The following is a 22,198-nucleotide window of genomic DNA, read 5'->3' as shown; positions in this document are numbered from 1 at the left end:
AGCCATGAGCACCGACGCCCGTCAGCTCGCCGCCCTTGCGACACTGCTCGCGGACGAGACGCGGGCGGCCATGTGTCTGGCGCTGCTCGACGGGCGCGCCTGGACCGCCGGCGAGCTGGCCCGGCACGCCGGGGTCGCCCGCTCCACCGCCACCGAGCACCTGCACCGGCTCGTCGGCGGCGGGCTTCTGGCGCAGGAGCGGCAGGGCCGGCACCGGTACGTCCGGCTCGCCGACGCCTCCGTCGCGCACCTGGTCGAGGATCTCGCAGCCCGGCTCGAGCCCTGCGGACATCCCGGCCGGGGGCTGCGGCAGGCCGCCGCGACGGAGGCCATGAAGCGCGCGCGTACCTGCTACGACCATCTCGCCGGCGAGCTCGGGGTCGCGGTCACCGACGCCATGACCGAGCGCGGACTGCTCGATCAGCGCGCCGGCTTCGCCCTCACCGACGCGGGGCTGGCCTGGCTGACCGGCGATGGCGGCATCGACCCGGCGTCCCTGCGGCGCCAGCGCCGCCCGCTCGCCCGCGGCTGCCTCGACTGGACCGAGCGCCGGCCGCACCTGGCCGGCGTGGCGGGGGCCCAGCTGTGTGAGCGGTTCCTGGCGCAGCAGTGGCTGGTACGCATCGGCAGCGGCCGGGCCGTCAAGCTCACTCCCGCCGGCCGCACCGGCCTGCGCGACCTGCTCGGCATCGGCTGACTCGCCCCAGCCGTGCACAGATCAACTGGGACGCGGGCAAACGCTGTCGACACCGCACCAGGACGTGGTCCATTGCCGCCTCGGTCCAGCAACGCGCCGGCGCGAATCTGGCGCCGGCCTGCTGGACCGGGCCCGCGACGACCAAGGCGACCCGCGCACGCCGAAGCCATGATGAAAGTTGCGATGATCCGGCTGGTGGCCGCCCGCCTCGCCGGTGAGGACATCGAGCCGAAGTAGCCCGACCGGCAGGTGATGGTCAGGCGCGCGGGGCGGCTGTGCTGGCGCGGATGATCAGGTCGGCGGGGAGGCACAGGTGTTCGGCCGGGGCGGGGTCGCCCGTTCTGGACGCCTCGATGGATCGGGTCAGGGCGGCTGCCGCCGCGTGGCCCTTCGCGTGGATGTCCTGGCGCACTGTGGTCAGGGGCGGGCGCATCCGGGCCGCCGCCGGGCTGTCGTCGAAGCCGACCACCGACAGGTCGCCGGGGACGGTCAGGCCCGCGTCCACGGCGGCCTCCATCACGCCCTGGGCCAGGGCGTCGGAGAAGCACAGGATCGCCGTCGGGGGGTTGGGGGCGGCCAGGAGGAGCTGGGCCGCCTGGTAGCCGGACTCGGGGTGGCCGTGGGGCCGGCGGGCGATCGACGGCGTGATGCCCGCCGGGGTGAGGGCGTCGAGCCAGCCCCGCAGGCGCTGGGAGCCCACGAAGCCGTCGATCATGTCGTCGGGGCTGACCATGCCGTGGCCGCCCCGCATGCCCGCCGTGACGATGCCCACCCGGCGGTGGCCCAGGTCGACCAGGTGCTGGGCCGCGGCCCGGGCACCGTCACGGTCGGCGACGTTCACCGCGGGGACGCCGTCGGCCGGGATCTGGTCGATGAAGACCAGGGGGATCTTGCGGCGCAGGAGCCAGTCGACGCCGGTGCTCTCCGGGTCGCACGAGTAGACCAGGGCGCCGTCCATGGCCACGTCCCGGGCCGGGATCACGTTGCCGGCCTCGGTCGTGGTCAGCAGGGTCAGGCCGAGGCCGGTCGGGGCCAGCTCGTCGGCGATCGCGCCGAGGAAGGTCGTGGCCACCTCGTCGCCGAAGGCCTTGCTCAGGGAATCGGTGAGGAGGATGCCGACCGCGCCCGTGGTGCCCTTGGCCAGCGCCCGGGCGGCGGGGTCCGGGCCGACGTAGCCCAGTTCGTCCGCCACCGCCAGGATCCGGTCGCGCAGGGTCGGGGACAGCTGGTCCGGGCGGGAGAACGCGTTCGACACCGTCATCCGGCTCACTCCGACCTGGTCGGCGATCGTCTGCAGGGTCACCCTCCCCACCGCTGCGCCTCCCATGTCGATCGGTGCTCCTGCCCAGACCTTAACGCGCCAGGCAGACCTTAACGTGCCGGCGTCGAGCGCATCGCCGGGGCGGGGGCCACGGCCTCCGCGGCGCGGTGCAGTGTCGCGGCCAGGGCCGCCCGGGTGCGGTACGCGCGCGGCGGCCGGGCCGGAGCGTCGTGGGCGACTACCGGGGCGCCGGGCAGGGCGCTGGCGTACTCGAACTGCTCGCCGTTCCAGGCGCCGCCGAACTCCTCGGACAGGGCGGCCTGGGAAACGATCAGTAGACCCGCGGCCCTGTACCGGTCAAGCCGTTTTCTGTCAGCGGCGGCGAACCCACCACAGGGCGGCGCCGCCGAGCAGCAGGACCCCCGCGACCGGCCAGATCCAGACCGGCGACGAGGACGAGCCGGAGGGGGCCGGCGCGGCGGAGGACGGCGCCGGCGGGGGCGAGCAGGTCTTGGAGTCCGGCATCGGCGTCGCGTCCGCGGCGGCGACGTGCAGGACGCCCTCGCACCGGCCGATCGCCGGGGTGCCCATGTCGGCCACGACGGTCCAGTCGCCCGGGGCCAGGGTCCCGCTGTACGTGACCGCGTCCCCGTTGCGCTTCAGCGGCGCCGGCCCGACCCGCTGCCCCGCGGCCGACGTCGCCAGCATCGTCATGCCGATCGGCTCGGTGACCGGGTGGCCGTCCTGCCAGACCGCGGTCACCCAGACCGAGCCGCGGCCGTCCCCGTGCAGGGTCAGCACGACCCCGGCGTGCGCGCCGGCGCCCTCGGCGAAGCCGAAGACGGCGATGGCGACCGCGATGAGGGTCGCCGCGAGACACGCCGCGGTCCGGCGCCACAGGGGCGCCGGGCCAGGACGTTCGATCGGGGGGTGTGTCATGCCTGCTGCGGCACCCAGCTCTGGTACCGCGCACCGCCGGCCTTCTGCAGCACCAGCAGGCGGCTGCCGAAGTACTCGTTGTTGCTCACGCCCACGACCAGCCCACCGGGCGAGGTCAGGGCCACGCCGTAGTCGGTCTTGGCGACCGTCCACTTGAGGGCGGCACCGCAGTCCGTCTGGACCACCGTGGCGCCTGCGGCGTCCTTGTTGCCCGCGGTGCTCAGGCACTCGTTCGTCGCCTTCGAGCGGACCACGAACGCGTTGCCCGCCGGCTCCAGCTTCCACTGCTGGTTCGCGCCGTTGTGGCGGCTGTACAGGATCACCGGCGTGCCCGGCGCGCGGCGGGCGCCGAACAGGTCGACCACCCCGCCGGTCAGGCTGTTGCCGAAGACCGTCCAGGCGCCCGCGGCCGGGGCCTTGGCCGCGGCGGTGTGCACCGTCACGGTCTTGGTCCACGGGGTCAGGGTGCCGTTCTGCGCGAGCGAAATCCCGATCTGGTAGTCGGTGTCGGGGCGCATGCCGACGATGCGGACGTTGGTGACGGAGACGCGGCCGATGGAGCGGCCGCCGAGCATGACCGCGTAGCGCGCGCCCTTCCCGGCACCGTCCCAGGACAGACGAACAGAGGTCGCGTCGACAGCACTGGTCCGCAGCTCCTTCAGGCCGCCCGTCGAACTCCCGGTCGGCGTCGGAGTCGGGGTCGGGCCGGCCGTCTTCGTCGGAGTCGGCGAGGCGGTGGTCCTGCTCGGCGACGGGCTCGGCGAGGCCGTCTTCGTCGGGGTGGGCGAGGCCGTCGTCTTCGTCGGCGTGGGTGAGGCGGTCGGGGACGGCGGCGGGGTCGTGCCGCCACCGCTGCCGGCGATCAGGAACTGGTTGTTGGCCACGTTCCAGTTGTTCGCCAGGTAGCTGCCCGGGCTCGGGTTGGTGTTGTAGTAGTCGTCGTGGTTGCAGTCGAGCCGGTCCTCGTGGGCCCGGTCGCTGCACTTGACGCTCGTCTTCAGGCCACCCGAGTCGTTGTAGCACATGATGTCGTACTCATCGAGGCAGTGCGCGGCCTTGCTGGAGTTCGGCGCGTTGTTGTTCACGGCGCCGAGGTTGTGGCCGAGCTCGTGGGCGGCGACGCTCGCGGCCCAGCAACCGGTGTCGCTGCGGCCGTAGCCGGGGCCGCCGTTGCTGCGGTTGTTCGCGCCCGGCTGGGTGTCGCCGGCGAAGGTGCCGATCCCGCAGTACACCTTCGACTCCCCGAAGATCATGTACTTGCGGTCGGTCCGGTTGTAGCCCAGCGCCTTCAGGCCGTTGATCGTGGCGTCGAAGGTGTCCAGGCCGCCGGCCGGCAGCTCGACCTCGCGGACGTCGACCTTGCAGTCGGAGGTGGTGACGAAGCGGACGTGCCGCTCGCCGCCGGTCTCCTGGGCGCTGGCGTTGTAGATGGTGTCGACGCCGGCCGACCAGGTCCGGAACGACTCGAGGTACTGGCTGAAGCGGCTGGCGGTCTTCGCGTCGCGCACGTAGAGCACCTGCACGCGCTTGCCGGTGACCCCGTCGCCGTCGCAGGCGACGCCGCTCGATCCGACGGTGACCGCGGCGGTGCCGTCGGAGGCCGACTCGGGCACGACCGCGAAGCCGCCGTCGGCCCCCTCGGCCGCGCCGTCGTCGGCCAGGACGGTGGTCTCCGGCGGGGCGGCGGCGGTGTCGGTCTCGGCCACGGTCTGCTGCGTCGCGGCGGCGACCGGCTGCACGTCGGCGTGGACGCTGAGCCCCGGCGGGGGCACGTCCGGGCCGTGGCTGCACTGTTCGCGCTCGGTGAGGACGTATCCGCCGACGCAGGGCTCGCCCTTCTTCGCGGGCGTCAGGCCCTGGTACACCAGGCCCAGGTCGGGGTTGTCGGCCGGGGCGTGTCCGATCGCGGTCGGGCCGCGGTCCTTCTCGTGGAACAAGGACTGAAAGGCGCCAGGGCCGGCGATCGCAGTGCCCGCGGCGAGCACGACGACGCCCAGGGTCGTCACAACACGGCGCATGAGGCGGCGGGACTTCTCGGGTCGCGCTTGCACGCTCGGTTCCTCCGGGAGGGGAAAATGGCGCGCGGCGAGGACCGGCACAGGGCAGAGGTACCGATCCCCGCCGCGCGCGGGACGCCGGCCTTCGGGAGTGGCAAGGCGGGTGAGTGCCGGGCGTCCACGTGGGAACGCGCTGACGATAGCCAGGCCGACGGCAACCTATCCACCCGAAAGAGGTCAGTTAAGCCACATCTAATCCAGACTTGTTCCGGCCCTCAACGGTCAAACAGTCTTCCTATCCGGAGACCTCAGCAGGACCAGTTCGGGGACCGCGGTAAGACCTATTCGAAGGAGCGGAAGAAGCCGCGGCCACGGCGCTCGTTGGGCTCGCGGGACAGGCGCCCGACCAGCCAGCGCGACGGCGGCGGGGCCTCCTTCGGGGCCGGGTCGGCGTCGGCCATGACGATCACCACGCTCGCCCCGCCCAGGGCGCTGGTGCCGATGTTCACGGTGCCGTTGCCGGCGACCGCGACCCGCCGCACGATGTCCAGGCCGAGGCCGGTGGAGCCCTGCTGGCTCTCGCCGCGCTGCATGGCGAGCTCGGGGTCGGGGATGCCGGGGCCACCGTCGTCGACGCGCAGCACCACGTATCCGTCCTCGCGCCGGGTCACCGCGACCTCGAACGGCACGCCCTGCGGGGTGTAGCGGATCACGTTGCCGATCAGGGCGTCCAGCGCCGCGGCCAGCTCGCTCTTGGGCACGGTGACCGGGGCGGGCGAGTCGGTGCCGATCGCCTTGCACTCGCGCTCCTGGTCGCCGGCGACGGCCGACCAGAACATCATCCGGTCCCGGACGATCTCGGCGACGTCGCAGCCCTCCTCGCCGGTCGACGCGGCGGCCCCGTCGGCGCGCTCGCCGCGGTCGGGGGTCGGCGAGTGCGCGTCGATGGGCTCGCGCATGGCCCGGATCAGCTTGTCGACCTCGACCTCCAGCGCGGCGATCGCGTCGCGGATGCGCTCGGCGTCCTGGGAGTCGTCGAGGGTCTCGGCGTCCAGGCGCAGCGCGGTCAGCGGGGTGCGCAGGCGGTGGGAGAGATCGGCGACGAGCTCGCGCTCGTTGGACAGCAGCGCCATGATCCGGTCGGCCATCACGTTGAGCGCGAAGCTCGCGTCGGCCAGTTCCCGGGGGCCCTGCGGGTCGATGCGGACGTCGAGGTACCCCTCACTGAGCGCCCCGGCCGCCCCGGCCAGTTGCCGCGCCGAGATGATGATCTTCGCCGCGAGCCGGTCGGCGACCCACACGGAGGCGACGATCAGGCCGAGCGCCACCGCGGCGAGCGCCCACCACGCGCCGCTGACCCCGCTTTCCAGCTCCGAGGCGGGGATGAACACCTCGACCACGGCGGTGTGCCCGGAGCCGAGGTCGACCGGCTCCAGGTAGGACTGACCGCCCGGCACGTCGGCGATCACCGGCGCGGCCTGGTCGGCGGCGCGGTCGAGGTCGCCCACGGCCGCGTGGCCGGAGCCGATCTCGGTGCCGTCGTCGCCGAGGTTGTGCACGGAGACGCGCGAGACCGCGGGGCCGCCGGTGCTGGCGATGGCCCGCTCGATGCTGAGCGGGTCCGTGGTCACGGTGAGCACCGCCACGACCACGGCGGTCTGGCGTTCGGCGTCGGCGAGCGCCCGCTCCCGGGCGAGTTGCTGGACGACGAGACCCAGCGGGATCAGGAAGGCGAGCGCCACCATCGTGGTGACCGCCGCGGAGACGTAGGCGAGGGTGCGCCTCAGTCCGGCGCGCTGAACCTGAAGCCCACGCCCCGCACGGTGTGCAGGTATCTGGGTGCTGACGCGCTCTCGCCAAGTTTCCGGCGTAGCCAGTACAGATGCACGTCGATCGTCTGGTCCTCGCCCACTGAGGGTTGCCGCCATACCTCCTCCAACAGCTCACGGCGTGAGACCACCCGGCCGGGCCGGGCGGCGAGGTACGCCAGCAGGTCGAACTCCTTGCGGGTCAGGGTCAGCGGCTCGCCGTGCAGGTAGGCCTGGCGCTGGCCGATGTCCACCCGCAAGCCTCCCACCTCGATGGTGGTGGGCTCCTCGCGACTCGCCCGTCCCGTGCGGCGCAGCACGGAGGTCATCCGGGCGTCCAGGTGGGCCGAGGTGAACGGCTTGATCATGTAGTCGTCGGCGCCCGCCTTGAGCAGCCGGACGATCTCCGCCTCGTCGTCGCGGGCGGTGGCGATGATGATGGGCGTGTCCGCGATGCCGCGCAGCATGCGCAGCGCGTCCGCGCCGTCCAGGTCGGGCAGGCCGAGGTCGAGCACGACCAGGTCGGGGGTCTCGGCGGCGAAGCGGCGCAGCGCCTCCAGCGCGGTGCCGACCGCGTGCACCGTGTGACCCCGGTCGGTCAGGGAGCGCAGCAGGGCGCCCCGCACGACATGGTCGTCCTCAACCAGCAGCACCGTGGCCATGCGAAGAAGGTACTGCCTGTGTCCAGCCGGAGTCCCGACGGCCGATGGACGAATCCGACATGTACTAATTTTCGCCAACACAACCTGGCGGACCGCCAGGCGGACGCCGAATGGATGCCTATCCGCGCAGGGTCGGCCTAAACCCGCTCCGGGCGTAGGCCCACGCCGATGACCCGCGCGGGGATCGCGCGCAGCAGCGGGTGGCGGTCCAGCAGTCGGATCGGCAAGGGTGGCCGGGTCGGGCGCCCGGTCACCGCCGGCGCGAGCACCGCCCGCTGCAGGGCGCGCTGGACGAGCTGGGTGCCCGCGGTCGGCAGGGTGCGGCGGCGCTGGAGCGCGGCCAGCTCCCGCTCGGTCGGCGGGCGCCCCTGCTCGAACGCGCCCGCGATCACCCGGGCGGCGGCGACCGCGTCCTGGATCGCCAGGTTGATGCCGACGCCGCCGACCGGGGACATCGCGTGCGCGGCGTCGCCGATGAGCAGGGCGCCGGGGACGTGCCAGCGGTACAGGCGGTCCATGCGCACGGTCAGCGTGCGCACCTGGCCCCAGTCGCGGATCTCACCGACCCGGCCGGCCAGATAGGGCACGCTCGCCGCGATCCCGGCCCGGAACTCGTCCAGCCCGGCGGCGCGGATGCGCGCGTCGCCGCCCTTCGGCACGACCCAGCCCATCTGCCAGTACTCGCCGCGGTCGATGCCGATGAACAGCCGCCCGTCGTCGACCCGCCCGGCCAGGCCCTCGGGGTCGTGCGGCTCGCGGGGCAGGCGGAACCACAGCACGTCGATCGGCGCCCCGAAGTCCTTGGAGCGCAGGGCGAGCTCACGGCGTACGATCGAATGGCGCCCGTCGCACGCGACCGTCAGGGGCGCCACGACCTCGACCTCCCCCTGCGGGGTGCGCGCCGTCACCCCGACGACCCGGCGGTCCCGGCGGTTGACCGCGACCACCTCGCAGCGGCGGTGCAGCGCGAAGTCCGCGTGCGCCGCCAGCAGCTCGAGGAAGTCCCACTGGGGCAACATCATGATGTACGGGTGCGGGGTGTGCAGCCGCTCGAAGTCGACCGGGCGGAACGTGCCCTCGTCATAGGTGAAGTGGATCTGGCGCACGATGCGGTGCGGCAGCCGGGCCAGCTCCTCGCCCAGGCCGAGCTCGTCCACGAGCCGCAGGGTCGAGGGGTGCACGGTGTCGCCGCGGAAGTCGCGCAGAAACGTCTCGTGCTTCTCCAGGACCACGGTGTCGACGCCGCGCCGGCCCAGCAGCAGCGCGAGGACCAGCCCCGCCGGTCCGCCGCCGACGATGCACACGTCCGCTTTGACGATCATCACGAACCTTCCAAGAGCCGCCCGATGATCTCCAGTGCCTGCTCAACGTCCGGCTCGCCATCCGCGATGGCGTCCGCATACAGGAAACTCTCCCCGATCCGCACGATGACAAACGCGAGCGTGCGCGCGTCGAGCCGCGGCGCGAACGCTCCCGCCGCGATCTCCTCGTGCATCAGGTTCTCCAGGTGGGCGACCACGCGGCCCTGGACGATCCCGCGCTTGGAGGTCAGGATGCGAAGCGCCGCCTCGGGCTCGGTGGCCAGGAAGTGGCGCAGGCTCGGCTGGTCCTTGACCGCGTGCAGGAAGTGTCCGATGACCGCGACGACCCGCTGGGGCCCACGCAGCCCCTCGGCGTGGCGGACCGCCCGGTCGAGGTTACGGTCGGTGAGGTACCACAGCACGTGCCCGAGCACCTGGTCGCGCCCGCCCGCGCGGCGGTACAGCGTGGCCCGCCCGATGCCGAGCTCGACGGCGAGGGAGCGCATGTCGATGCGCCGCCCGGCGAGGAACCGCTTCAGAGCCGCGTCGAAGACCTCATCCGGCGGCATGCGCGGTCTCGGCGAGCAGCGTCGCGGGGTCGGTGTTGGCCCCGCACAGCACCACGACCGCGGTGCCGGGGTCCTCGACGAGCGCCAGGCCGGCGAGCGCGGTGGCCGCCCCGTGCTCGACAGCCAGCCGGTGCTCGCGCCACAGCTCCCGCCGCGCCGCGACGATCGCCTCGTCGGGCACGAGGATGCTCTCCACCTTGTGCCGTACGGCAAGATCGAAGGCGATCGCCCCGACCCGCCGCGCCCCGAGCGAGTCCCCGGCGACGCTGTCGACGCCCACGTCCACGGGCGCCCCGGCCGCGAGAGCCGCGTGCAGCGCCGACGCCCCCTCGGGCTCGACCGCCACGACCCGCGCCCGCTCCCCGACCGCGGCCGCGATCCCGCCGACCAACCCACCGCCGCCGACCGCGACGAGCACCGTGTCGGCCGCCGGCAGCTCCAGCCCGACGGTCCCCTGCCCGGCGACGATCTCGGGCTGGTCGTAGGCGTGCACGAACAGCGCCCCGGTCTCGGCGACCCGGACCGCCGAGGCCGCGTAGGCCTCCGCGTACTCCCGCCCGTGCTGGTGGACCCGCGCCCCGAGCTCGCGCAGCCGGGCCACCTTGGTCTCCGGCGCGGTCACCGGCACGAACACCTCGGCCGGCACCCCGAGCCGCCCGGCCGCGTAGGCGACCCCGAGCCCCGCGTTGCCGCCCGAGGCCACGACGACCCCAGGCGCGGGCAGCGACCCGTCCGCGCGGGCGGCGAGGATACGGTTGAACGCCCCGCGCGCCTTGAACGACCCGCTGTGCTGCAGCATCTCGAGCTTGAACCACAGGCCGGGCCGCACCTGCCACGACGGCGTGGGCCGGACGTGCCCGTCGATCCGCCGCGCCGCCGCCTCGACATCCGCCCTGTCCACCATGCCGATTACCCTAGTCCCGCACCGTGGCGCCCCTCACCGGCCGCGAACCGGGCCGCGCCGAGCGATGCGCCACTCGCCAGCGACCGCACGCCGAAGCGGTGCTCGGTCGCGAGGCCGTCCTCGACGCCACGGCCCAGGGAGTCGTACAGCGAGAGCCGGTCGTTGCGCAGACACTCCTGCGGCAGCGCGCTGAGCTTCCCGGCGAGCGCCTCGGCGGCCTCGCGGGCGGCACCGCGCGGCACCACCCGGTCGGCCAGGCCGATACGGTGGGCCTCCGCGGCGTCGACCGGCCGCCCGGTGAGGATGAGGTCGAGGGCCCGGCCGGCGCCGATCAGCCGCGGCAGCCGCACGGTGCCGCCGTCGACGAGCGGGACGCCCCAGCGGCGGCAGTACACGCCGAAGACCGCGTCCTCTTCCACCACCCGCAGGTCGCACCAGATCGCCAGCTCCAGCCCGCCGGCCACGGCGTGCCCGGCGACGGCCGCGACGACCGGCTTGGACAGCCGCATGCGGGTCGGGCCCAGCGGCCCGTCGCCGTCCGGCTCGACGCGGTTGCCGCGCCCGGCGGCGACGGCCTTGAGATCGGCGCCGGAGCAGAAGGTGCCACCCGCGCCCCACAGCACGGCGACGTCGGCGCCCGGGTCGGCGTCGAACTCACGAAAGGCGGCGGCGAGCGCCTCGGCGGTCGGGCGGTCGACCGCGTTGCGGGTTTCGGGCCGGTCCAGCACGACGGTCAGGACCCGGCCGCGGCGTTCAATCCGAACGGTCATACGCCCAGTCTGGCCCCGGCCGGGCTTCGTGAATGCCGGCTCGGGCCGGGCGGGGCTAAGGTCGTGTCATGGCTACCGCACAGTTTCGGCGGGAGACCTCGGCCCGGGGTGAGTTCGTCCGCCAGCCCAACCGGTTCACCGGCCGGATCACCGCTCAGTCGGCCTCCGCGCCGGGTGAGGGCCCGGACGAGCTGGACCGCTGGCCCCTGGAGGCGGGTCGATACCGGCTGATCTGGTCCCGGGCCTGCCCCTGGGCGCACCGCGCGGTGATCGTCCGCGGCCTGCTGGGCTTGCAGGACGCCGTCTCGCTCGGCACGGTCGACCCGATCCGCGACGAGCGCGGCTGGCGCTTCACCCTCGACCCGGACGGCCGCGACCCGGTGCTCGGCATCGAGTTCCTGTCCGAAGCATATGCGCGCACCGACCCGCAGTATGAGGGTCGCGTGACCGTGCCCGCCCTGATCGACACGCTGACCGGCCACGTGGTGAGCAACGACTACCCGCAGATCACCCTGGACTTTTCCACCGACTGGGCGCCCCTGGCCACCCAGTGGCCGGACCTGCTCCCGGCCCACGTGCGCGGCGAGATGGAGCAGCTGATGCAGGAGATCTACGAGGACGTCAACAACGGGGTGTACCGCTGCGGCTTCGCCACCGGCCAGGAGGCCTACGAGGAGGCCTACGACCGCCTGTTCGCGCGCCTCGACCGGCTGGAGTCACGCCTGGCGTCCCGCCGCTTCCTCTTCGGCGAGCACATCACCGAGGCGGACGTGCGGCTGTTCACCACCCTGGTGCGCTTCGACGCCGTGTATCACAACCACTTCAAGTGCAATCGCAACAAGCTCACCGAGATGCCTCACTTGTGGCGCTACGCACGCGAGCTGTTCAACACCCCGGGCTTCGGCGACACCGTCGACTTCGACCAGATCAAGCGGCACTACTACGGCACCCACGCCCAGCTCAACCCGTCCGGGATCATTCCGAAGGGTCCGGACCTGGCCCCCTGGACGGCGTGACGGGCCCCTGCCGGACCTCCTGGGTCACGGGGCGCAGCCGCTCGGCCGAGGGGCGGTAGATCTCCTCGGCGACGCTGAGCAGCCCGCCGTGCAGGTTGCGCCGCCGGATTCGCCTCGCCAGCAGCACCAGGGCCCCGAGGATCACGGCGAATGCCGCCCCGACGAGCAGGAGCGCGCGCAGACCGTCCATGGCTGCAGAGCGTACGGCCCGCGCGCGACTGCCGGCTATCGCCGGGCGTAGCGGCGGCGCCGGTACGAGCCCCAGCGACCCGACGTCCAGGTGCCAGCCCCGGCGAGGTGCAGGGCGATGCAGAGGAACCCGGCGAGGCTCAGGGTGCCGACGTCGAGAATCGGGCCGGTGCCGGCGCCGAGCAGGTCGATCAGCAGGGCTACCGCGAACAGGATCGCGGCGATCACAGCGAACACGTCAGCCTCCGGGGGTTCGTAAAGGTTGACCGCTGTCTACCCAAAGCCGCGAAATCCTAATCGACGCCCGGTCCCTCCCCGCGGTCGAGTAGCTCGGGCACCGCGGCCGGCATGCGCGCTCCTGCGGCGTGAGCCGAGCCGTGATCGAGGCGGGCGACGAGCTTTCCGCCGCCGGGTTCGCGGTGACGGTCTTCGGCGAGCGGCACGCCCAGATCAGATCGTCGAGGGCCGCATCCTTCTTCGTACACGGTGGCGTCCGTGGCCGTAGAGACGGCGCTGCCGCCGATCAGCGGTCCGTGGACCAAGTTCGGGGAGGCCGCCGACCGTGCCCCGGGGCGGGTGATCCAGGTGCGGAGCTGATGCTCAGCACCCTGGGGCAGAACTCGGCCCGCACGCTGCCCGGCGAGCGGGGGCTGGCAGGAGGTCCTGCCCCACGGCGAGTCCACCGAGCTCTGACCGGAGTCGCCACCCATCTCCCCTGCTTGGACCGCGTTCACGCGCGGCGCCGGTCACCGGTGCGTGGCCGGCATGCCGGATGAGTCGGGCAGGTGGCCGCCGGTGCTGGCCGGAGTGTGACGGGCCGCCGCCCGGGGAGCTGGCGGCGCGCCCGCCCGGTGGCCTTCACCGCCGCGTTCGAGCGCCTCGGCGAGCCCGTCGAGGCGGCTGGCCGCCCGCCCGTGGCGGGCGCTCGGCGCCGAGGCGACCGAGCGCTGCGCCACGCTGCTCGCGCCGATCGCCACCCGGATCACCAGGCCGCGGCGAGCTGCCGGCCCCGGCGCCGGACAGCCCGAGGCACCGGTCCTCGCGGTCGGGGCGTACCTGCTGGAGGCCGGCGTTACACCCGTCGACCGGTGCGCGGCCGCCGTCACCGCCGTCACATGCGAGTTAGTTGACTTGCGGAATACTTCTGACGCAAGTAGCGTTGTCCGCAGCGTCAACCGCACGCGACTCCGGAGGAGGGGTCATCATGCCCGCCGTTACCGTCGACAACGTTCTTGCGCTTCCGCGCGTCGTCGCGCCCGATCCGGTCGGGGCGCAGGCGCGGCCCGTCGTGTCCGTCACAACGGCGCCGAAGGGGTTCGAGGGCGAGGGGTTTCCCGTCCGGCGCGCCTTCGCCGGCGTCGACCTGCGGGCGCTCGACCCGTTCATCCACATGGACCAGATGGGCGAGGTGGAGTATGCGCCGGGTGAGCCCAAGGGCACGCCGTGGCACCCGCACCGCGGGTTCGAGACCGTCACCTACATCATCGACGGCGAGTTCGTCCACCATGACTCCAACGGTGGGGGCGGCACCATCACCAACGGTGACACGCAGTGGATGACCGCCGGATCCGGGATTTTGCACATCGAGACGCCGCCGGAGCACCTGGTGGTCAGCGGCGGGCTGTTCCACGGGTTCCAGCTGTGGGTCAACCTGCCCAAGGCGAACAAGCTGGCGGCGCCGCGCTACCAGGACATCCGCGGCGGGCAGGTCGCGCTGCTGTCCAGCACCGACGGCGGAACACTGCTGCGGGTCATCGCCGGTGAACTCGACGGGCACGCCGGACCGGGGATCACCTACACGCCGATCACACTCGTACACGCGACACTGTCCCCCGGCGCCTCACTGACACTGCCGTGGCGCAAAGACTTCAACGCGCTCGCCTACACACTCGCGGGCAAGGGAACCGCCGGAGTGAAGGGGCGCCCGGTGGAACTCGGGCAACTGGCCGTATTCGGAGCCGGGGACACCATCACAGTGACCGCCGACGCCAAGCAGGACCCGCACCACCCCACTATGGACGTACTCTTCCTCGGCGGACAGCCGATCCGCGAGCCCGTGGTGGCGTATGGTCCGTTCGTCATGAACACCAAGGCCGAGGTCATGCAGGCGTTCGAGGACTACCAGGCCGGCCGGCTCGGCAGCATCCCCGCGGCGCACGCGGACGTTCGGGGAGAGGCTTCGGGTGACGCCTCGTAGCCCACTGAGAGACCTCACGGTCGCTGATAGTCTGACCACACAGGGCCAGGTGGAGGGAGGTTCGATGAGCGCGCCAGCTCCAATGCGGTGGCCAGTGCCGCCACCTGGTGGGTTCACCGCGGAGGATCTCGATCGTCTCCCCGACCTTCCGGCGCACACCGAGCTCATCGACGGGAGTCTGGTGTTCGTGAGCCCGCAGAAGGCGTTCCACACACTTGTCCTCGACCTGCTGGTCACGGCCCTGCGTCTCAGCGCACCCAAGAACCTGCGAGTGCGGCGGGAGATGTCCGTCGTCCTGGACCGTCGTCAACGACCCGAGCCCGATGTAACGGTCGTGCGGGCTGACGCAGTGACAGGAGGGGACCAGACGGCGTATCCCGCCGACGCCGTCGTGCTCGCGGTCGAGGTTGTCTCACCCGACTCCGAGGTACGTGACCGCGAACGCAAGCCGCAACTGTACGCCCGTGCGGGCATCGGGCACTTCTGGCGCGTGGAGGACGACGGCTCAGGCAACGCCATCGTCTATATCTACGAACTCGACCCAGCCAGCAACGCCTACGCCCTGACCGGCATATTCCACGATCGGGTGAAGGTCAATGTTCCGTTCGACATCAACGTCGACCTGACCGAGATTCAACACCTCTGATCGCGCAGCTCGCCGCCACGCGTGCGAGCCTGCCCTCGGCGGGCGGCCACCTCGGCAGCATCCCCGCGGCGCGCGCGGACGTTCGGGGTGAACGGCCGAGTGGTTCACGCTGCTGTCCTGCAATTTCGCGATGTACGACCCATTCGGGGCACGCAGTACAAAATTCCTGAAGATACCATATCGGACATGGATGGTGATCCACATGCGGCTTTTGGTCGATTCCGATGTGGGTGTGGACGAATGACCGCCGGCGGGCTGTTCCACGGGATCCAGCTGTGGGTCAACCTGCCCAAGGCGAACAAGCTCGCGGCGCCGCGCTACCAGGACATCCGCGGCGGGCAGGTCGCGCTGCTGTCCAGCACCGACGGCGGAACACTGCTGCGGGTCATCGCCGGTGAACTCGACGGGCACGCCGGACCCGGGATCACCTACACGCCGATCACGCTCGTACACGCGACGCTCTCCCCCGGCGCCTCACTGACACTGCCGTGGCGCAAAGACTTCAACGCGCTCGCCTACACACTCGCGGGCAAGGGAACCGCCGGAGTGAAGGGGCGCCCGGTGGAACTCGGGCAACTGGCCGTATTCGGAGCCGGGGACACCATCACAGTGACCGCCGACACCAAGCAGGACCCACACCACCCCACCATGGACGTACTCTTCCTCGGCGGACAGCCGATCCGCGAGCCCGTGGTGGCGTATGGTCCGTTCGTCATGAACACCAAGGCCGAGGTCATGCAGGCGTTCGAGGACTACCAGGCCGGCCGGCTCGGCAGCATCCCCGCAGCGCACGCGGACGTTCGGGGAGAGGCGTCCTGAGTGGACTTCCAGGTCGTTGACAACGCCGATCACAACCGGTTCGAGATCCGGGTCGACGGTGAGCTCGCGGGGTCGGCGTATTACCGGCTCCGCGAGCAGGAGATCACCTTCACCCACACCGAGGTGGAGGCGGCGTTCGAGGGCAAGGGCGTCGGCAGCAAGCTCGCCAACGGCGCCCTGACCCTCGCGAAGGACCGCGGGCTTCAGGTGGTCGCGCAGTGCCCGTTCATCGCCGCGTATCTCAAGAAGCACCCCGAGCTGGCATAGGCAGGTTGATCCAGGTCGGGTAGAAGTCCCGCAGCACGTCGGTGATCCGGGTGGCGATCGGCGCGAGCAGCGTGGCGCAGCGCTCGGTCGCCTCGGCGCCGAGCGCCCGCCACGGGCGGGCGGCCAGCTGGTCGGTCGCCTCTTCCAGGGTGGCGTACGCCGTGCGCGCCTTCTCCGTCGCCGCCCCCTCGCCGTCGAGGTAGCCGCGCCGGTGGAGCCGGCCGCGGGCGGCGTCCCACTCCTCGTCGCTCCAGCCACGGGCCGGCTGGGCCATGCCGCGTCCGCGGCCCTCGTTCAGCGCGACCCGCCACACCATCGCCTCGCAGCCGTCGAGGCCCTCGACGAGCAGGGCGGCGAGGTGGCCGTCGCCGCGGTGCTCGCGCAGGATCGTGGCGGCCTGCCACAGGATGCCGGGGGTGTCCGACGGCCACGGCAGGGCGGCGTTGGCGGCGGCGAGCACTCGGCCGTGCGGCTCGGCACCCTGAGCCGCCACCTTGAGCAGTTCGGCGGCCTCGTCCGCCCCGGCGGTCCCGTCCAGCGCCGGGGCGAGCGCGCGGCGGGCGCCGTCCAGCCGGGCGGCCAGCGCGCCCTCGGAGGTGATACGGGTCCAGACGTCGGGCAGGGCCCGGGCGACCATCGACGGGGCGAAGCCGTAGAAGGCGCCGACGACCGGCCCGGGGCCGACGGCGCCGAGCGGGGCGGCGCGGCCGGCGAAGTACCCCCGCCAGAAACCGCGCAGGCCCGCCTCCTCGAACGCCGCCCGGCCCTGCGGGGCGAAGTAGGTGACCGCGTGCAGCGGCTCGAAGAGCGACCACATGCGGCGCTCGGTCGACAGCTCCGTCGTCATGAACCTGACGATAGGTGGGAGCGAGCCCCGGCAGTACCGCCGGGACCGCCCGGTTTGTCACAGCGCCGCTCTGGTCCGGCGCGGCCACCCGAAGCGTTCGACCTGCGTAACGCCGCATTCGCCCCGTGAGAACCTCGGTGTGGCGGCGCTCACACAAGCGGTGTACGGAACGGTTTCGTTTCGCGTTGACGGTCGAGCTACATTTCGAGACGGAACGGTTCCGTACACCTTGTTTCGGGGAGGTCAGCGTGGGTACGGCGACGAGGCCGGAGCGGCGCGAGGCCATCTGCGAGGCGGTGTTCGAGCTGCTCGGCGAGGTTGGGTACGACCGGATGTCGATGGACGCGGTGGCGGCGCGGGCCCGCGCCAGCAAGGCGACCATCTACCGGGGCTGGCCGAGCAAGCCCGAACTGGTGATGGAGGCGATCGAGCATCGATACGGCGGGGCAATGGAGCCCCCCGACACGGGCTCGCTGCGCGGCGACCTCATCGCCCAGCTGAACGCCGTGTGCGCGGCGGCCGGCGGGGCGGACGGGGCCGTGTTCACGGGGCTGCTGACGGCGGCGACGCACAACGCGGAGCTGGCCGAGTGCATGTTCCGGTGCGCCTACGAGTCCAAGCACGTGATGTACGAGTCCATGCTCAAGCGCGCGGTGGAGCGCGGCGAGCTGCCCGAGGGCACGCGCGCCGACCTGCTGCACGAGGTGCTGCACGCGATGGTCACGAGCCGGCGCATGTGGCAGACCGGTCCGCTCGACGCCGCGTTCGTCGAACGCCTCGTCGACCGCGTTCTCATCCCCGTGCTGCACACCTGACGCTGCAAGCGATGTCGTGATCCGTCCGCGGCGCGCGGACGGAGGTTTCCCGCTGCCCTGGAGGCTGGCTACATGGCAAACGACGCGGTCTTCACGCCCGAAATATCGGTTAAATCCCCTTCTTCGGTCCCACCCGATCCGCGCCGCTGGCTCGCGCTCGCCGTCATCGCCGTGGCGCAGCTCATGGTCGTGCTCGACGCCACGATCGTGAACATCGCCCTACCGTCGGCACAGCAGGCCCTGGACATCTCCACCGCCGACCGGCAGTGGATCGTCACGGCGTACACGCTCACCTTCGGCGGCCTGCTGCTGCTCGGCGGCCGCATCGCCGACTTCTTCGGCCGCAAGCGCACCTTCCTCATCGGCCTGCTCGGCTTCGCCGGCGCCTCGGCGCTGGGCGGCGCCGCGGTCAACGCCGGCACCCTCTTCGCCGCCCGCGGCCTGCAGGGCCTCTTCGGCGCCCTGCTCGCCCCGGCCGCCCTGTCGCTCATCACGGTCACCTTCACCGAGGCCCGGGAGCGCGCGAAGGCCTTCGGCGTCTTCGGCGGCATCTCCGGCGGCGGTGCCGCGATCGGCCTGCTCGCCGGCGGCGTGCTGACCGAGTACGCGGACTGGCGCTGGTGCCTGCTGGTGAACATCCCGATCGCCGTGTTCGCGTTCGCCGCCGCGATCCCGCTGGTGCGCGAGAGCAAGGCGCAGGGCGACACCCGGTACGACATCCCGGGCGCGGTGCTGGCGACCGCCGGCCAGGTGGCCCTGGTCTACGGCTTCACCAAGGCGGCCACCGACAGCTGGAGCTCGGGCGTGACGATCGCCTGGCTCGCCTCCGCGGTGGTACTGCTCGGGGCGTTCCTGTTCTGGGAGGCGCGCACCGCCCACCCGCTGCTGCCGCTGCGCGTGCTGTTCGACCGCAACCGGGGCGCGTCCTACCTGGTCTCGATCCTGCTCGGCGCGGGCATGCTCGGCATGTTCCTGTTCATGACGTTCTACCTGCAGCAGACGATGGGCTGGTCGGCCCTGAAGAGCGGCGTGGCCTACATGCCGTTCTCCGGCGGCATCATCGTCGCGGCGATCATCGCCTCCCGCCTGCTGCCCCGCACCGGCCCGAAGGTCCTGATGTCGGTCGGTGGTGTCCTCGCCACCGCAGCGATGATCTGGCTGACCCGCCTGGACCTCGGCTCCAGCTACACGGTGGACATCCTGCCGGCGTTCGTCGCGATGAGCCTGGGCATGGGCCTGGTCTTCGTGCCGCTGTCGAGCCTGGCCCTGTCCGGCGTGGCCAACCACGACGCCGGCGTGGCCAGCGCCATGGTGAACACGACCCAGCAGGTCGGCGGCTCGCTGGGCACCGCCCTGCTGAACACCATCTTCACCACGGCGGTGACCGGCTACGTGACCGACCACGCGGCCTCGGCCGCCCAGGGCGGCGCCGCGGGCGCGCAGCTGCTGCAGGCCCACGCGGCGATCCACGGGTACAACGTCGCCTTCACGGCGAGCGCGGTCCTGCTGGCCATCGCCACGGTGGTGGTGATCGTGATGATCCGCAACTCCTCGGCCACGACCGCGACGACGTCCCCGGACGCGGCTCCGGTCCACATCGGCTGACCCTGTGCCGCTGCGCGGTCCTGGTGCTGCGCATCAGGGCCGCGCAGCCGCTCGTCTTCGCCCTCAGGTATGCCCTCGCGGCTTCAGATGGGGGCGGAGCTGCCGATGTGAGGAGGCACGTCACATCAGGCGTAAGGGAGTCGCGAAATGCCCGGGGTGCTCTCCTGGCTCATGCCGAAGGTCAGGCTCAGCGACGCCGCGTTCCGCTCACGGCACCGGGCGCTGACCGCCGTGCTGTGGCTGCACCTCCCCGTGCTCATCATCATGAGCCTGGTCAACGGGCACAGCGTCGTCGGTGAGCACGTGCACGCGGCGAGCTGGGTGGTCTGGTGTTTCATCGCGGGCGTGTTGCTGTGCGCGCTCGCGGCCGGGATCGCGCGTACGCGGCGGGGCGGGTCGGTCGCGGTGTCGATCGGGCTGCTCCTCGCGGCCATGGCCCTCGTGCACGCCGGGAACGGGCTCACCGACCTGCACTTCCACTTCTTCGTGGTGGTCGGGCTCGTCAGCCTGTACCAGGACTGGATCCCGCTCGCGCTGGGCGTGCTGCTCGTCGCCGTGCACCATCTGGCGATCGGGCTGACCATGCCGGAAATGGTGTTCTCGAGCCCGCAGGCGCGCGCCCACCCGGTCTGGTACGTGCTGCTGCACGCCGGGTTCGTGCTCGCGATGTGCCTGACGCAGCTGACGTACTGGCGATTCGCGGCGCACGCCGAGGCCGAGGCCGACGCCGAGCAGGAGCGGCTGGCCGCCGAGAACCAGGACCGGCTGCGCGCCGCCGCCGAGGCCGCGAGCCGGCGCGAGGAGGAGGCCGCCGCCAACGCCGCGGAGCAGGTCGCGCGGAGCGAGCAGCTGGGGCGGCGCCTGGAGACGGTACTCGCCGACGTCGCCGACGCCGGCGTGCGCCTCGGTGCCGAGGCCGGCTCGGCGATGCAGTCCTTCCAGTCAGCGCTCGCGGGCATGAACAACACGGTGCAGGGCGCCGTCGGCGACGTCGAGGCGGCGCTGAACGACTCGAACCACGCGCGTCGCGTCATCTCGGAGCTGGAGTCGGCGGTTTCCGACATCGCCACGGTCGCCGGCCTGATCCAGGCGGTCGCGGACCAGACGAAGCTGCTGGCGCTCAACGCGACGATCGAGGCCGCCCGCGCGGGCGAGGCCGGCAAGGGCTTCGGCGTGGTCGCGAACGAGGTCAAGGATCTCGCGGCGCAGACGGCCGCGGCCACCGCCCGCATCGAGACGACCGTCGGGCAGGTGACGGCCGGCGCCGCCGCGGTGGCCGGGGCCGTCGGCGGGGTCGCGGACCGGCTCGGCGCGGTGGCCACCGCCCAGCGCGAGGTGGCCGCCTCCCTCAACGAGCAGACGAGCCTGGCCGCCGCGACCCGCGGCTCGGTCGCCGCGGCGGCGGAGAAGGTCAGCGCGTCCGCGCAACAGTCGTAGCGTCCGCCTCTCGGGCCGGCCCATCTCGTCATGTCGGGTGTTCGGCGTCGGCTCGCTCGCGCTGCCGGACAAAGTCCCGCCGACCTTGGCGGGATGACGTGGCCGGGGGCAGGGCGATGCGGTTGCGGTTGGGGGTGCCGCTGCGCAGCACCGCGGCGAGCCTGGTGACGGCGGACACGGTGCTCCGCATCTGCTCCGGGTAGCCGGCGACCAGGAGCGACGACACCGAGCGCGCACGGCCGGAGCGGCCGGAAGCGTTCAGCCCGTCGCGCCGGCCGGGGCCGGGGACGTCGCCGGGGCGGGGGTGCGAAACGCCGGGGCGAGCAGCACGATCCCCGCGGCGAGCCCGGCCGGGATCGCGAACGCCCAGCGCAGCGACAGGCTCTGCGCCACCGCGCCGATCAGCCCGGCGCCGACCACGAAGCCGACGTAGTTGAACAGGTTGACCCGCGCGATGGCGATGCCCGTCCCGGCCGGGTCCAGGCGGCCCGCGGCCGAGAAGGACTGGGGAACGACCAGGGACAGGCCCAGGCCGACGATCGCGAAGCCGGCGATGCTCAGCGCCGCCGTGCCCGAGACCGCCACCAGGATCAGGCCCAGGCCGCCGACCACGCCGCCGACCGAGACCGCCGCGGTGGGGCTGAAGCGGCTCACCAGGCGGTCGCCGGCGGTGCGGCCCAGGAGCATCGTCGTCTGGTACGCGGCCAGGCCCAGCGCGGCGACGCTCGTGCTGGCGTGGAGGGCCTTCTCGATGAACACGGAGCTCCAGTTGGAGACCGCGGAGTCGGCGATGAACATGAGCATCATCGCGATGCCGACCAGCACGATCGGGCGCCACGGGACGGCGGCCTCCGCGGCGGCCTGGGTCGCGGCCGGGACCTGCTGGGCCTCCTCCGCGCGGCGCAGCTGGCCCGGGCCGGCGAGCAGGGCCAGAACCACGCCGGCGGCGGCCACCGTGGCCAGGGACTCGGCGGTGGACCAGCCCAGGTGCGCCGTGCCGGACGTGGCCAGCGCGCCCAGGATCGCCCCGGCGCTCCAGACGGCGTGGAAGGAGTTGAGCACCGGGCGCGCGTATCGGCGCTCAACCCCCACGCCCTGCATGTTCATGGTCGCGTCGACGAGGCCCAGCATCAGGCCGACGAGCGCCAGTGCGACGTACAGCTGCCAGCGCTGCCCCGCGAAGCCCGTCAGGGCGATCGCCACCGCCACGCCCGGGCCGCCCGCGCGCAGCACCAGTGAGCTGCCCAGGCGCGCGCTCAGCAGGCCCGCGACCACGCTGCCGACGCCGGCCACGACCGGCACGGCCAGCAGGACCAGCGACAGCTGGGTGTCGTCGAAGCCGAACTTCTTCTGCAGCGAGGCGACCTGGGTGAGCAGGCCGGCGAAGCAGAAGCCCTGCGCGAAGTACGCACCGGCGACGGCGAGCCGCGCCCGGCGATCACGCTGATCCAC

Annotated in this window: 23 protein-coding genes and 1 pseudogene; 9 read left to right on the top strand and 15 right to left on the bottom strand. The window is 72.6% G+C overall.

Going from position 1 to position 22,198, the window contains the following annotated elements; genetic code table 11:
• The first annotated feature begins 4 nt into the window (after positions 1 to 4).
• A complete protein-coding gene (locus ACQPY0_RS11875; RefSeq protein WP_432987864.1) occupies positions 5 to 697 on the top strand; it encodes an ArsR/SmtB family transcription factor in 693 nt (230 codons plus the stop codon).
• 256 nt (positions 698 to 953) lie between these two features.
• On the opposite strand, the gene ACQPY0_RS11870 is transcribed toward ACQPY0_RS11875, so the two are convergent.
• The 9 genes from ACQPY0_RS11870 to ACQPY0_RS11830 all read right to left on the bottom strand — a co-directional run bounded on the left by ACQPY0_RS11870 (position 954) and on the right by ACQPY0_RS11830 (position 10,908).
• A complete protein-coding gene (locus ACQPY0_RS11870; RefSeq protein WP_432987861.1) occupies positions 954 to 2,000 on the bottom strand; it encodes a LacI family DNA-binding transcriptional regulator in 1,047 nt (348 codons plus the stop codon).
• A 330-nt stretch (positions 2,001 to 2,330) separates the two neighbouring features.
• Positions 2,331 to 2,897 carry a hypothetical protein gene (locus tag ACQPY0_RS11865; RefSeq protein WP_432987858.1) on the bottom strand — a complete coding sequence of 189 codons (567 nt, stop codon included), beginning with the start codon at positions 2,895 to 2,897 and terminating at the stop codon, positions 2,331 to 2,333.
• Complete coding sequence (locus ACQPY0_RS11860; protein WP_432987856.1) at positions 2,894 to 4,948, bottom strand: RICIN domain-containing protein; 2,055 nt, start codon at positions 4,946 to 4,948, stop codon at positions 2,894 to 2,896. The genes ACQPY0_RS11865 and ACQPY0_RS11860 overlap by 4 nt, the downstream gene beginning before the upstream one ends.
• Positions 4,949 to 5,235: 287 nt before the next feature.
• A complete protein-coding gene (locus ACQPY0_RS11855) occupies positions 5,236 to 6,639 on the bottom strand; it encodes a sensor histidine kinase (RefSeq protein WP_432987853.1) in 1,404 nt (467 codons plus the stop codon).
• Positions 6,640 to 6,677: 38 nt separating this feature from the next.
• The gene (locus ACQPY0_RS11850) at positions 6,678 to 7,364 is read right to left on the bottom strand and encodes a response regulator transcription factor (protein WP_432987851.1); all 687 of its coding nucleotides are present in this window, start codon (positions 7,362 to 7,364) and stop codon (positions 6,678 to 6,680) included.
• Positions 7,365 to 7,501: 137 nt separating this feature from the next.
• Positions 7,502 to 8,686 (bottom strand): FAD-dependent oxidoreductase, encoded by a 1,185-nt coding sequence (locus ACQPY0_RS11845; protein WP_432987848.1) that lies wholly within the window; start codon positions 8,684 to 8,686, stop codon positions 7,502 to 7,504.
• Positions 8,686 to 9,234, bottom strand: a complete 549-nt coding sequence (locus ACQPY0_RS11840) for a QsdR family transcriptional regulator (protein ID WP_432987845.1) — start codon at positions 9,232 to 9,234, stop codon at positions 8,686 to 8,688. The genes ACQPY0_RS11845 and ACQPY0_RS11840 overlap by 1 nt, the downstream gene beginning before the upstream one ends.
• Positions 9,221 to 10,138: a serine/threonine dehydratase gene (locus tag ACQPY0_RS11835; RefSeq protein ID WP_432987842.1), complete on the bottom strand. Its 918-nt coding sequence runs from the start codon at positions 10,136 to 10,138 to the stop codon at positions 9,221 to 9,223. The genes ACQPY0_RS11840 and ACQPY0_RS11835 overlap by 14 nt, the downstream gene beginning before the upstream one ends.
• A gap of 5 nt (positions 10,139 to 10,143) precedes the next feature.
• A complete protein-coding gene (locus tag ACQPY0_RS11830; RefSeq protein ID WP_432987841.1) occupies positions 10,144 to 10,908 on the bottom strand; it encodes a crotonase/enoyl-CoA hydratase family protein in 765 nt (254 codons plus the stop codon).
• A gap of 68 nt (positions 10,909 to 10,976) precedes the next feature.
• On the opposite strand from ACQPY0_RS11830, the gene ACQPY0_RS11825 reads away from it, so the two are divergent.
• On the top strand, positions 10,977 to 11,924 hold the full coding sequence (locus ACQPY0_RS11825) for a glutathione S-transferase family protein (RefSeq protein WP_432987839.1): 948 nt from the start codon (positions 10,977 to 10,979) through the stop codon (positions 11,922 to 11,924).
• Here the strand turns inward: ACQPY0_RS11825 and ACQPY0_RS11820 are convergent.
• The 3 genes from ACQPY0_RS11820 to ACQPY0_RS11810 form a co-directional block, all read right to left on the bottom strand.
• Entirely contained in the window at positions 11,884 to 12,114 is a 231-nt protein-coding gene (locus tag ACQPY0_RS11820; RefSeq protein ID WP_432987837.1) for a hypothetical protein, read from the bottom strand. The two genes, ACQPY0_RS11825 and ACQPY0_RS11820, sit on opposite strands and share 41 nt — an antisense overlap.
• Before the next feature lie 35 nt (positions 12,115 to 12,149).
• A complete protein-coding gene (locus ACQPY0_RS11815) occupies positions 12,150 to 12,350 on the bottom strand; it encodes a hypothetical protein (protein ID WP_432987834.1) in 201 nt (66 codons plus the stop codon).
• Between the two features lie 509 nt (positions 12,351 to 12,859).
• Positions 12,860 to 13,090 (bottom strand): hypothetical protein, encoded by a 231-nt coding sequence (locus ACQPY0_RS11810; RefSeq protein WP_432987832.1) that lies wholly within the window; start codon positions 13,088 to 13,090, stop codon positions 12,860 to 12,862.
• A 227-nt stretch (positions 13,091 to 13,317) separates the two neighbouring features.
• On the opposite strand from ACQPY0_RS11810, the gene ACQPY0_RS11805 reads away from it, so the two are divergent.
• From ACQPY0_RS11805 to ACQPY0_RS11790, 4 genes and pseudogenes are all read left to right on the top strand, one after another.
• Entirely contained in the window at positions 13,318 to 14,310 is a 993-nt protein-coding gene (locus ACQPY0_RS11805) for a pirin family protein (RefSeq protein ID WP_432987829.1), read from the top strand.
• 64 nt (positions 14,311 to 14,374) lie between these two features.
• On the top strand, positions 14,375 to 14,956 hold the full coding sequence (locus tag ACQPY0_RS11800) for a Uma2 family endonuclease (RefSeq protein ID WP_432987826.1): 582 nt from the start codon (positions 14,375 to 14,377) through the stop codon (positions 14,954 to 14,956).
• A gap of 246 nt (positions 14,957 to 15,202) precedes the next feature.
• Positions 15,203 to 15,775 (top strand): annotated as a pseudogene (locus ACQPY0_RS11795) (pirin family protein); the annotation flags it as partial.
• The gene (locus ACQPY0_RS11790; RefSeq protein ID WP_432987824.1) at positions 15,776 to 16,042 is read left to right on the top strand and encodes a GNAT family N-acetyltransferase; all 267 of its coding nucleotides are present in this window, start codon (positions 15,776 to 15,778) and stop codon (positions 16,040 to 16,042) included. It begins immediately after the preceding pseudogene.
• Here ACQPY0_RS11790 and ACQPY0_RS11785 read toward each other — a convergent pair.
• Positions 16,017 to 16,889, bottom strand: a complete 873-nt coding sequence (locus ACQPY0_RS11785) for an SCO6745 family protein (RefSeq protein ID WP_432987821.1) — start codon at positions 16,887 to 16,889, stop codon at positions 16,017 to 16,019. The two genes, ACQPY0_RS11790 and ACQPY0_RS11785, sit on opposite strands and share 26 nt — an antisense overlap.
• 248 nt (positions 16,890 to 17,137) lie before the next feature.
• On the opposite strand from ACQPY0_RS11785, the gene ACQPY0_RS11780 reads away from it, so the two are divergent.
• The 3 genes from ACQPY0_RS11780 to ACQPY0_RS11770 all read left to right on the top strand — a co-directional run bounded on the left by ACQPY0_RS11780 (position 17,138) and on the right by ACQPY0_RS11770 (position 20,746).
• Positions 17,138 to 17,704 (top strand): TetR/AcrR family transcriptional regulator, encoded by a 567-nt coding sequence (locus ACQPY0_RS11780; protein ID WP_432987818.1) that lies wholly within the window; start codon positions 17,138 to 17,140, stop codon positions 17,702 to 17,704.
• A 171-nt stretch (positions 17,705 to 17,875) separates the two neighbouring features.
• Positions 17,876 to 19,309 carry an MFS transporter gene (locus ACQPY0_RS11775; RefSeq protein ID WP_432987815.1) on the top strand — a complete coding sequence of 478 codons (1,434 nt, stop codon included), beginning with the start codon at positions 17,876 to 17,878 and terminating at the stop codon, positions 19,307 to 19,309.
• A gap of 147 nt (positions 19,310 to 19,456) precedes the next feature.
• Positions 19,457 to 20,746 (top strand): methyl-accepting chemotaxis protein, encoded by a 1,290-nt coding sequence (locus tag ACQPY0_RS11770; protein WP_432987813.1) that lies wholly within the window; start codon positions 19,457 to 19,459, stop codon positions 20,744 to 20,746.
• Positions 20,747 to 20,774: 28 nt separating this feature from the next.
• Here the strand turns inward: ACQPY0_RS11770 and ACQPY0_RS11765 are convergent, their stop codons facing one another.
• Positions 20,775 to 20,972 carry a hypothetical protein gene (locus ACQPY0_RS11765; RefSeq protein ID WP_432987810.1) on the bottom strand — a complete coding sequence of 66 codons (198 nt, stop codon included), beginning with the start codon at positions 20,970 to 20,972 and terminating at the stop codon, positions 20,775 to 20,777.
• A gap of 32 nt (positions 20,973 to 21,004) precedes the next feature.
• The gene (locus ACQPY0_RS11760; RefSeq protein WP_432987807.1) at positions 21,005 to 22,198 is read right to left on the bottom strand and encodes an MFS transporter; all 1,194 of its coding nucleotides are present in this window, start codon (positions 22,196 to 22,198) and stop codon (positions 21,005 to 21,007) included.

It is taken from the genome of Dactylosporangium sp. CA-233914, from assembly GCF_050942935.1.
GTDB lineage: Bacteria > Actinomycetota > Actinomycetes > Mycobacteriales > Micromonosporaceae > Dactylosporangium.
The sequence above is the reverse complement of the archived record's forward strand: the minus strand, read 5'-3'. Positions and strand labels throughout refer to the sequence as shown.

What these genes read in the sequence shown, in the direction of transcription:
- ACQPY0_RS11875 (WP_432987864.1), top strand. Translation starts at nt 5, where the DNA reads ATGAGCACCGACGCCCGTCAGCTCGCCGCCCTTGCGACACTGCTCGCG.
- ACQPY0_RS11865 (WP_432987858.1), bottom strand. Translation starts at nt 2,897, where the DNA reads ATGACACACCCCCCGATCGAACGTCCTGGCCCGGCGCCCCTGTGGCGC.
- ACQPY0_RS11855 (WP_432987853.1), bottom strand. Translation starts at nt 6,639, where the DNA reads ATGGTGGCGCTCGCCTTCCTGATCCCGCTGGGTCTCGTCGTCCAGCAA.
- ACQPY0_RS11850 (WP_432987851.1), bottom strand. Translation starts at nt 7,364, where the DNA reads ATGGCCACGGTGCTGCTGGTTGAGGACGACCATGTCGTGCGGGGCGCC.
- ACQPY0_RS11845 (WP_432987848.1), bottom strand. Translation starts at nt 8,686, where the DNA reads ATGATCGTCAAAGCGGACGTGTGCATCGTCGGCGGCGGACCGGCGGGG.
- ACQPY0_RS11840 (WP_432987845.1), bottom strand. Translation starts at nt 9,234, where the DNA reads ATGCCGCCGGATGAGGTCTTCGACGCGGCTCTGAAGCGGTTCCTCGCC.
- ACQPY0_RS11835 (WP_432987842.1), bottom strand. Translation starts at nt 10,138, where the DNA reads ATGGTGGACAGGGCGGATGTCGAGGCGGCGGCGCGGCGGATCGACGGG.
- ACQPY0_RS11830 (WP_432987841.1), bottom strand. Translation starts at nt 10,908, where the DNA reads ATGACCGTTCGGATTGAACGCCGCGGCCGGGTCCTGACCGTCGTGCTG.
- ACQPY0_RS11825 (WP_432987839.1), top strand. Translation starts at nt 10,977, where the DNA reads ATGGCTACCGCACAGTTTCGGCGGGAGACCTCGGCCCGGGGTGAGTTC.
- ACQPY0_RS11820 (WP_432987837.1), bottom strand. Translation starts at nt 12,114, where the DNA reads ATGGACGGTCTGCGCGCGCTCCTGCTCGTCGGGGCGGCATTCGCCGTG.
- ACQPY0_RS11805 (WP_432987829.1), top strand. Translation starts at nt 13,318, where the DNA reads ATGCCCGCCGTTACCGTCGACAACGTTCTTGCGCTTCCGCGCGTCGTC.
- ACQPY0_RS11800 (WP_432987826.1), top strand. Translation starts at nt 14,375, where the DNA reads ATGAGCGCGCCAGCTCCAATGCGGTGGCCAGTGCCGCCACCTGGTGGG.
- ACQPY0_RS11785 (WP_432987821.1), bottom strand. Translation starts at nt 16,889, where the DNA reads ATGACGACGGAGCTGTCGACCGAGCGCCGCATGTGGTCGCTCTTCGAG.
- ACQPY0_RS11770 (WP_432987813.1), top strand. Translation starts at nt 19,457, where the DNA reads ATGCCCGGGGTGCTCTCCTGGCTCATGCCGAAGGTCAGGCTCAGCGAC.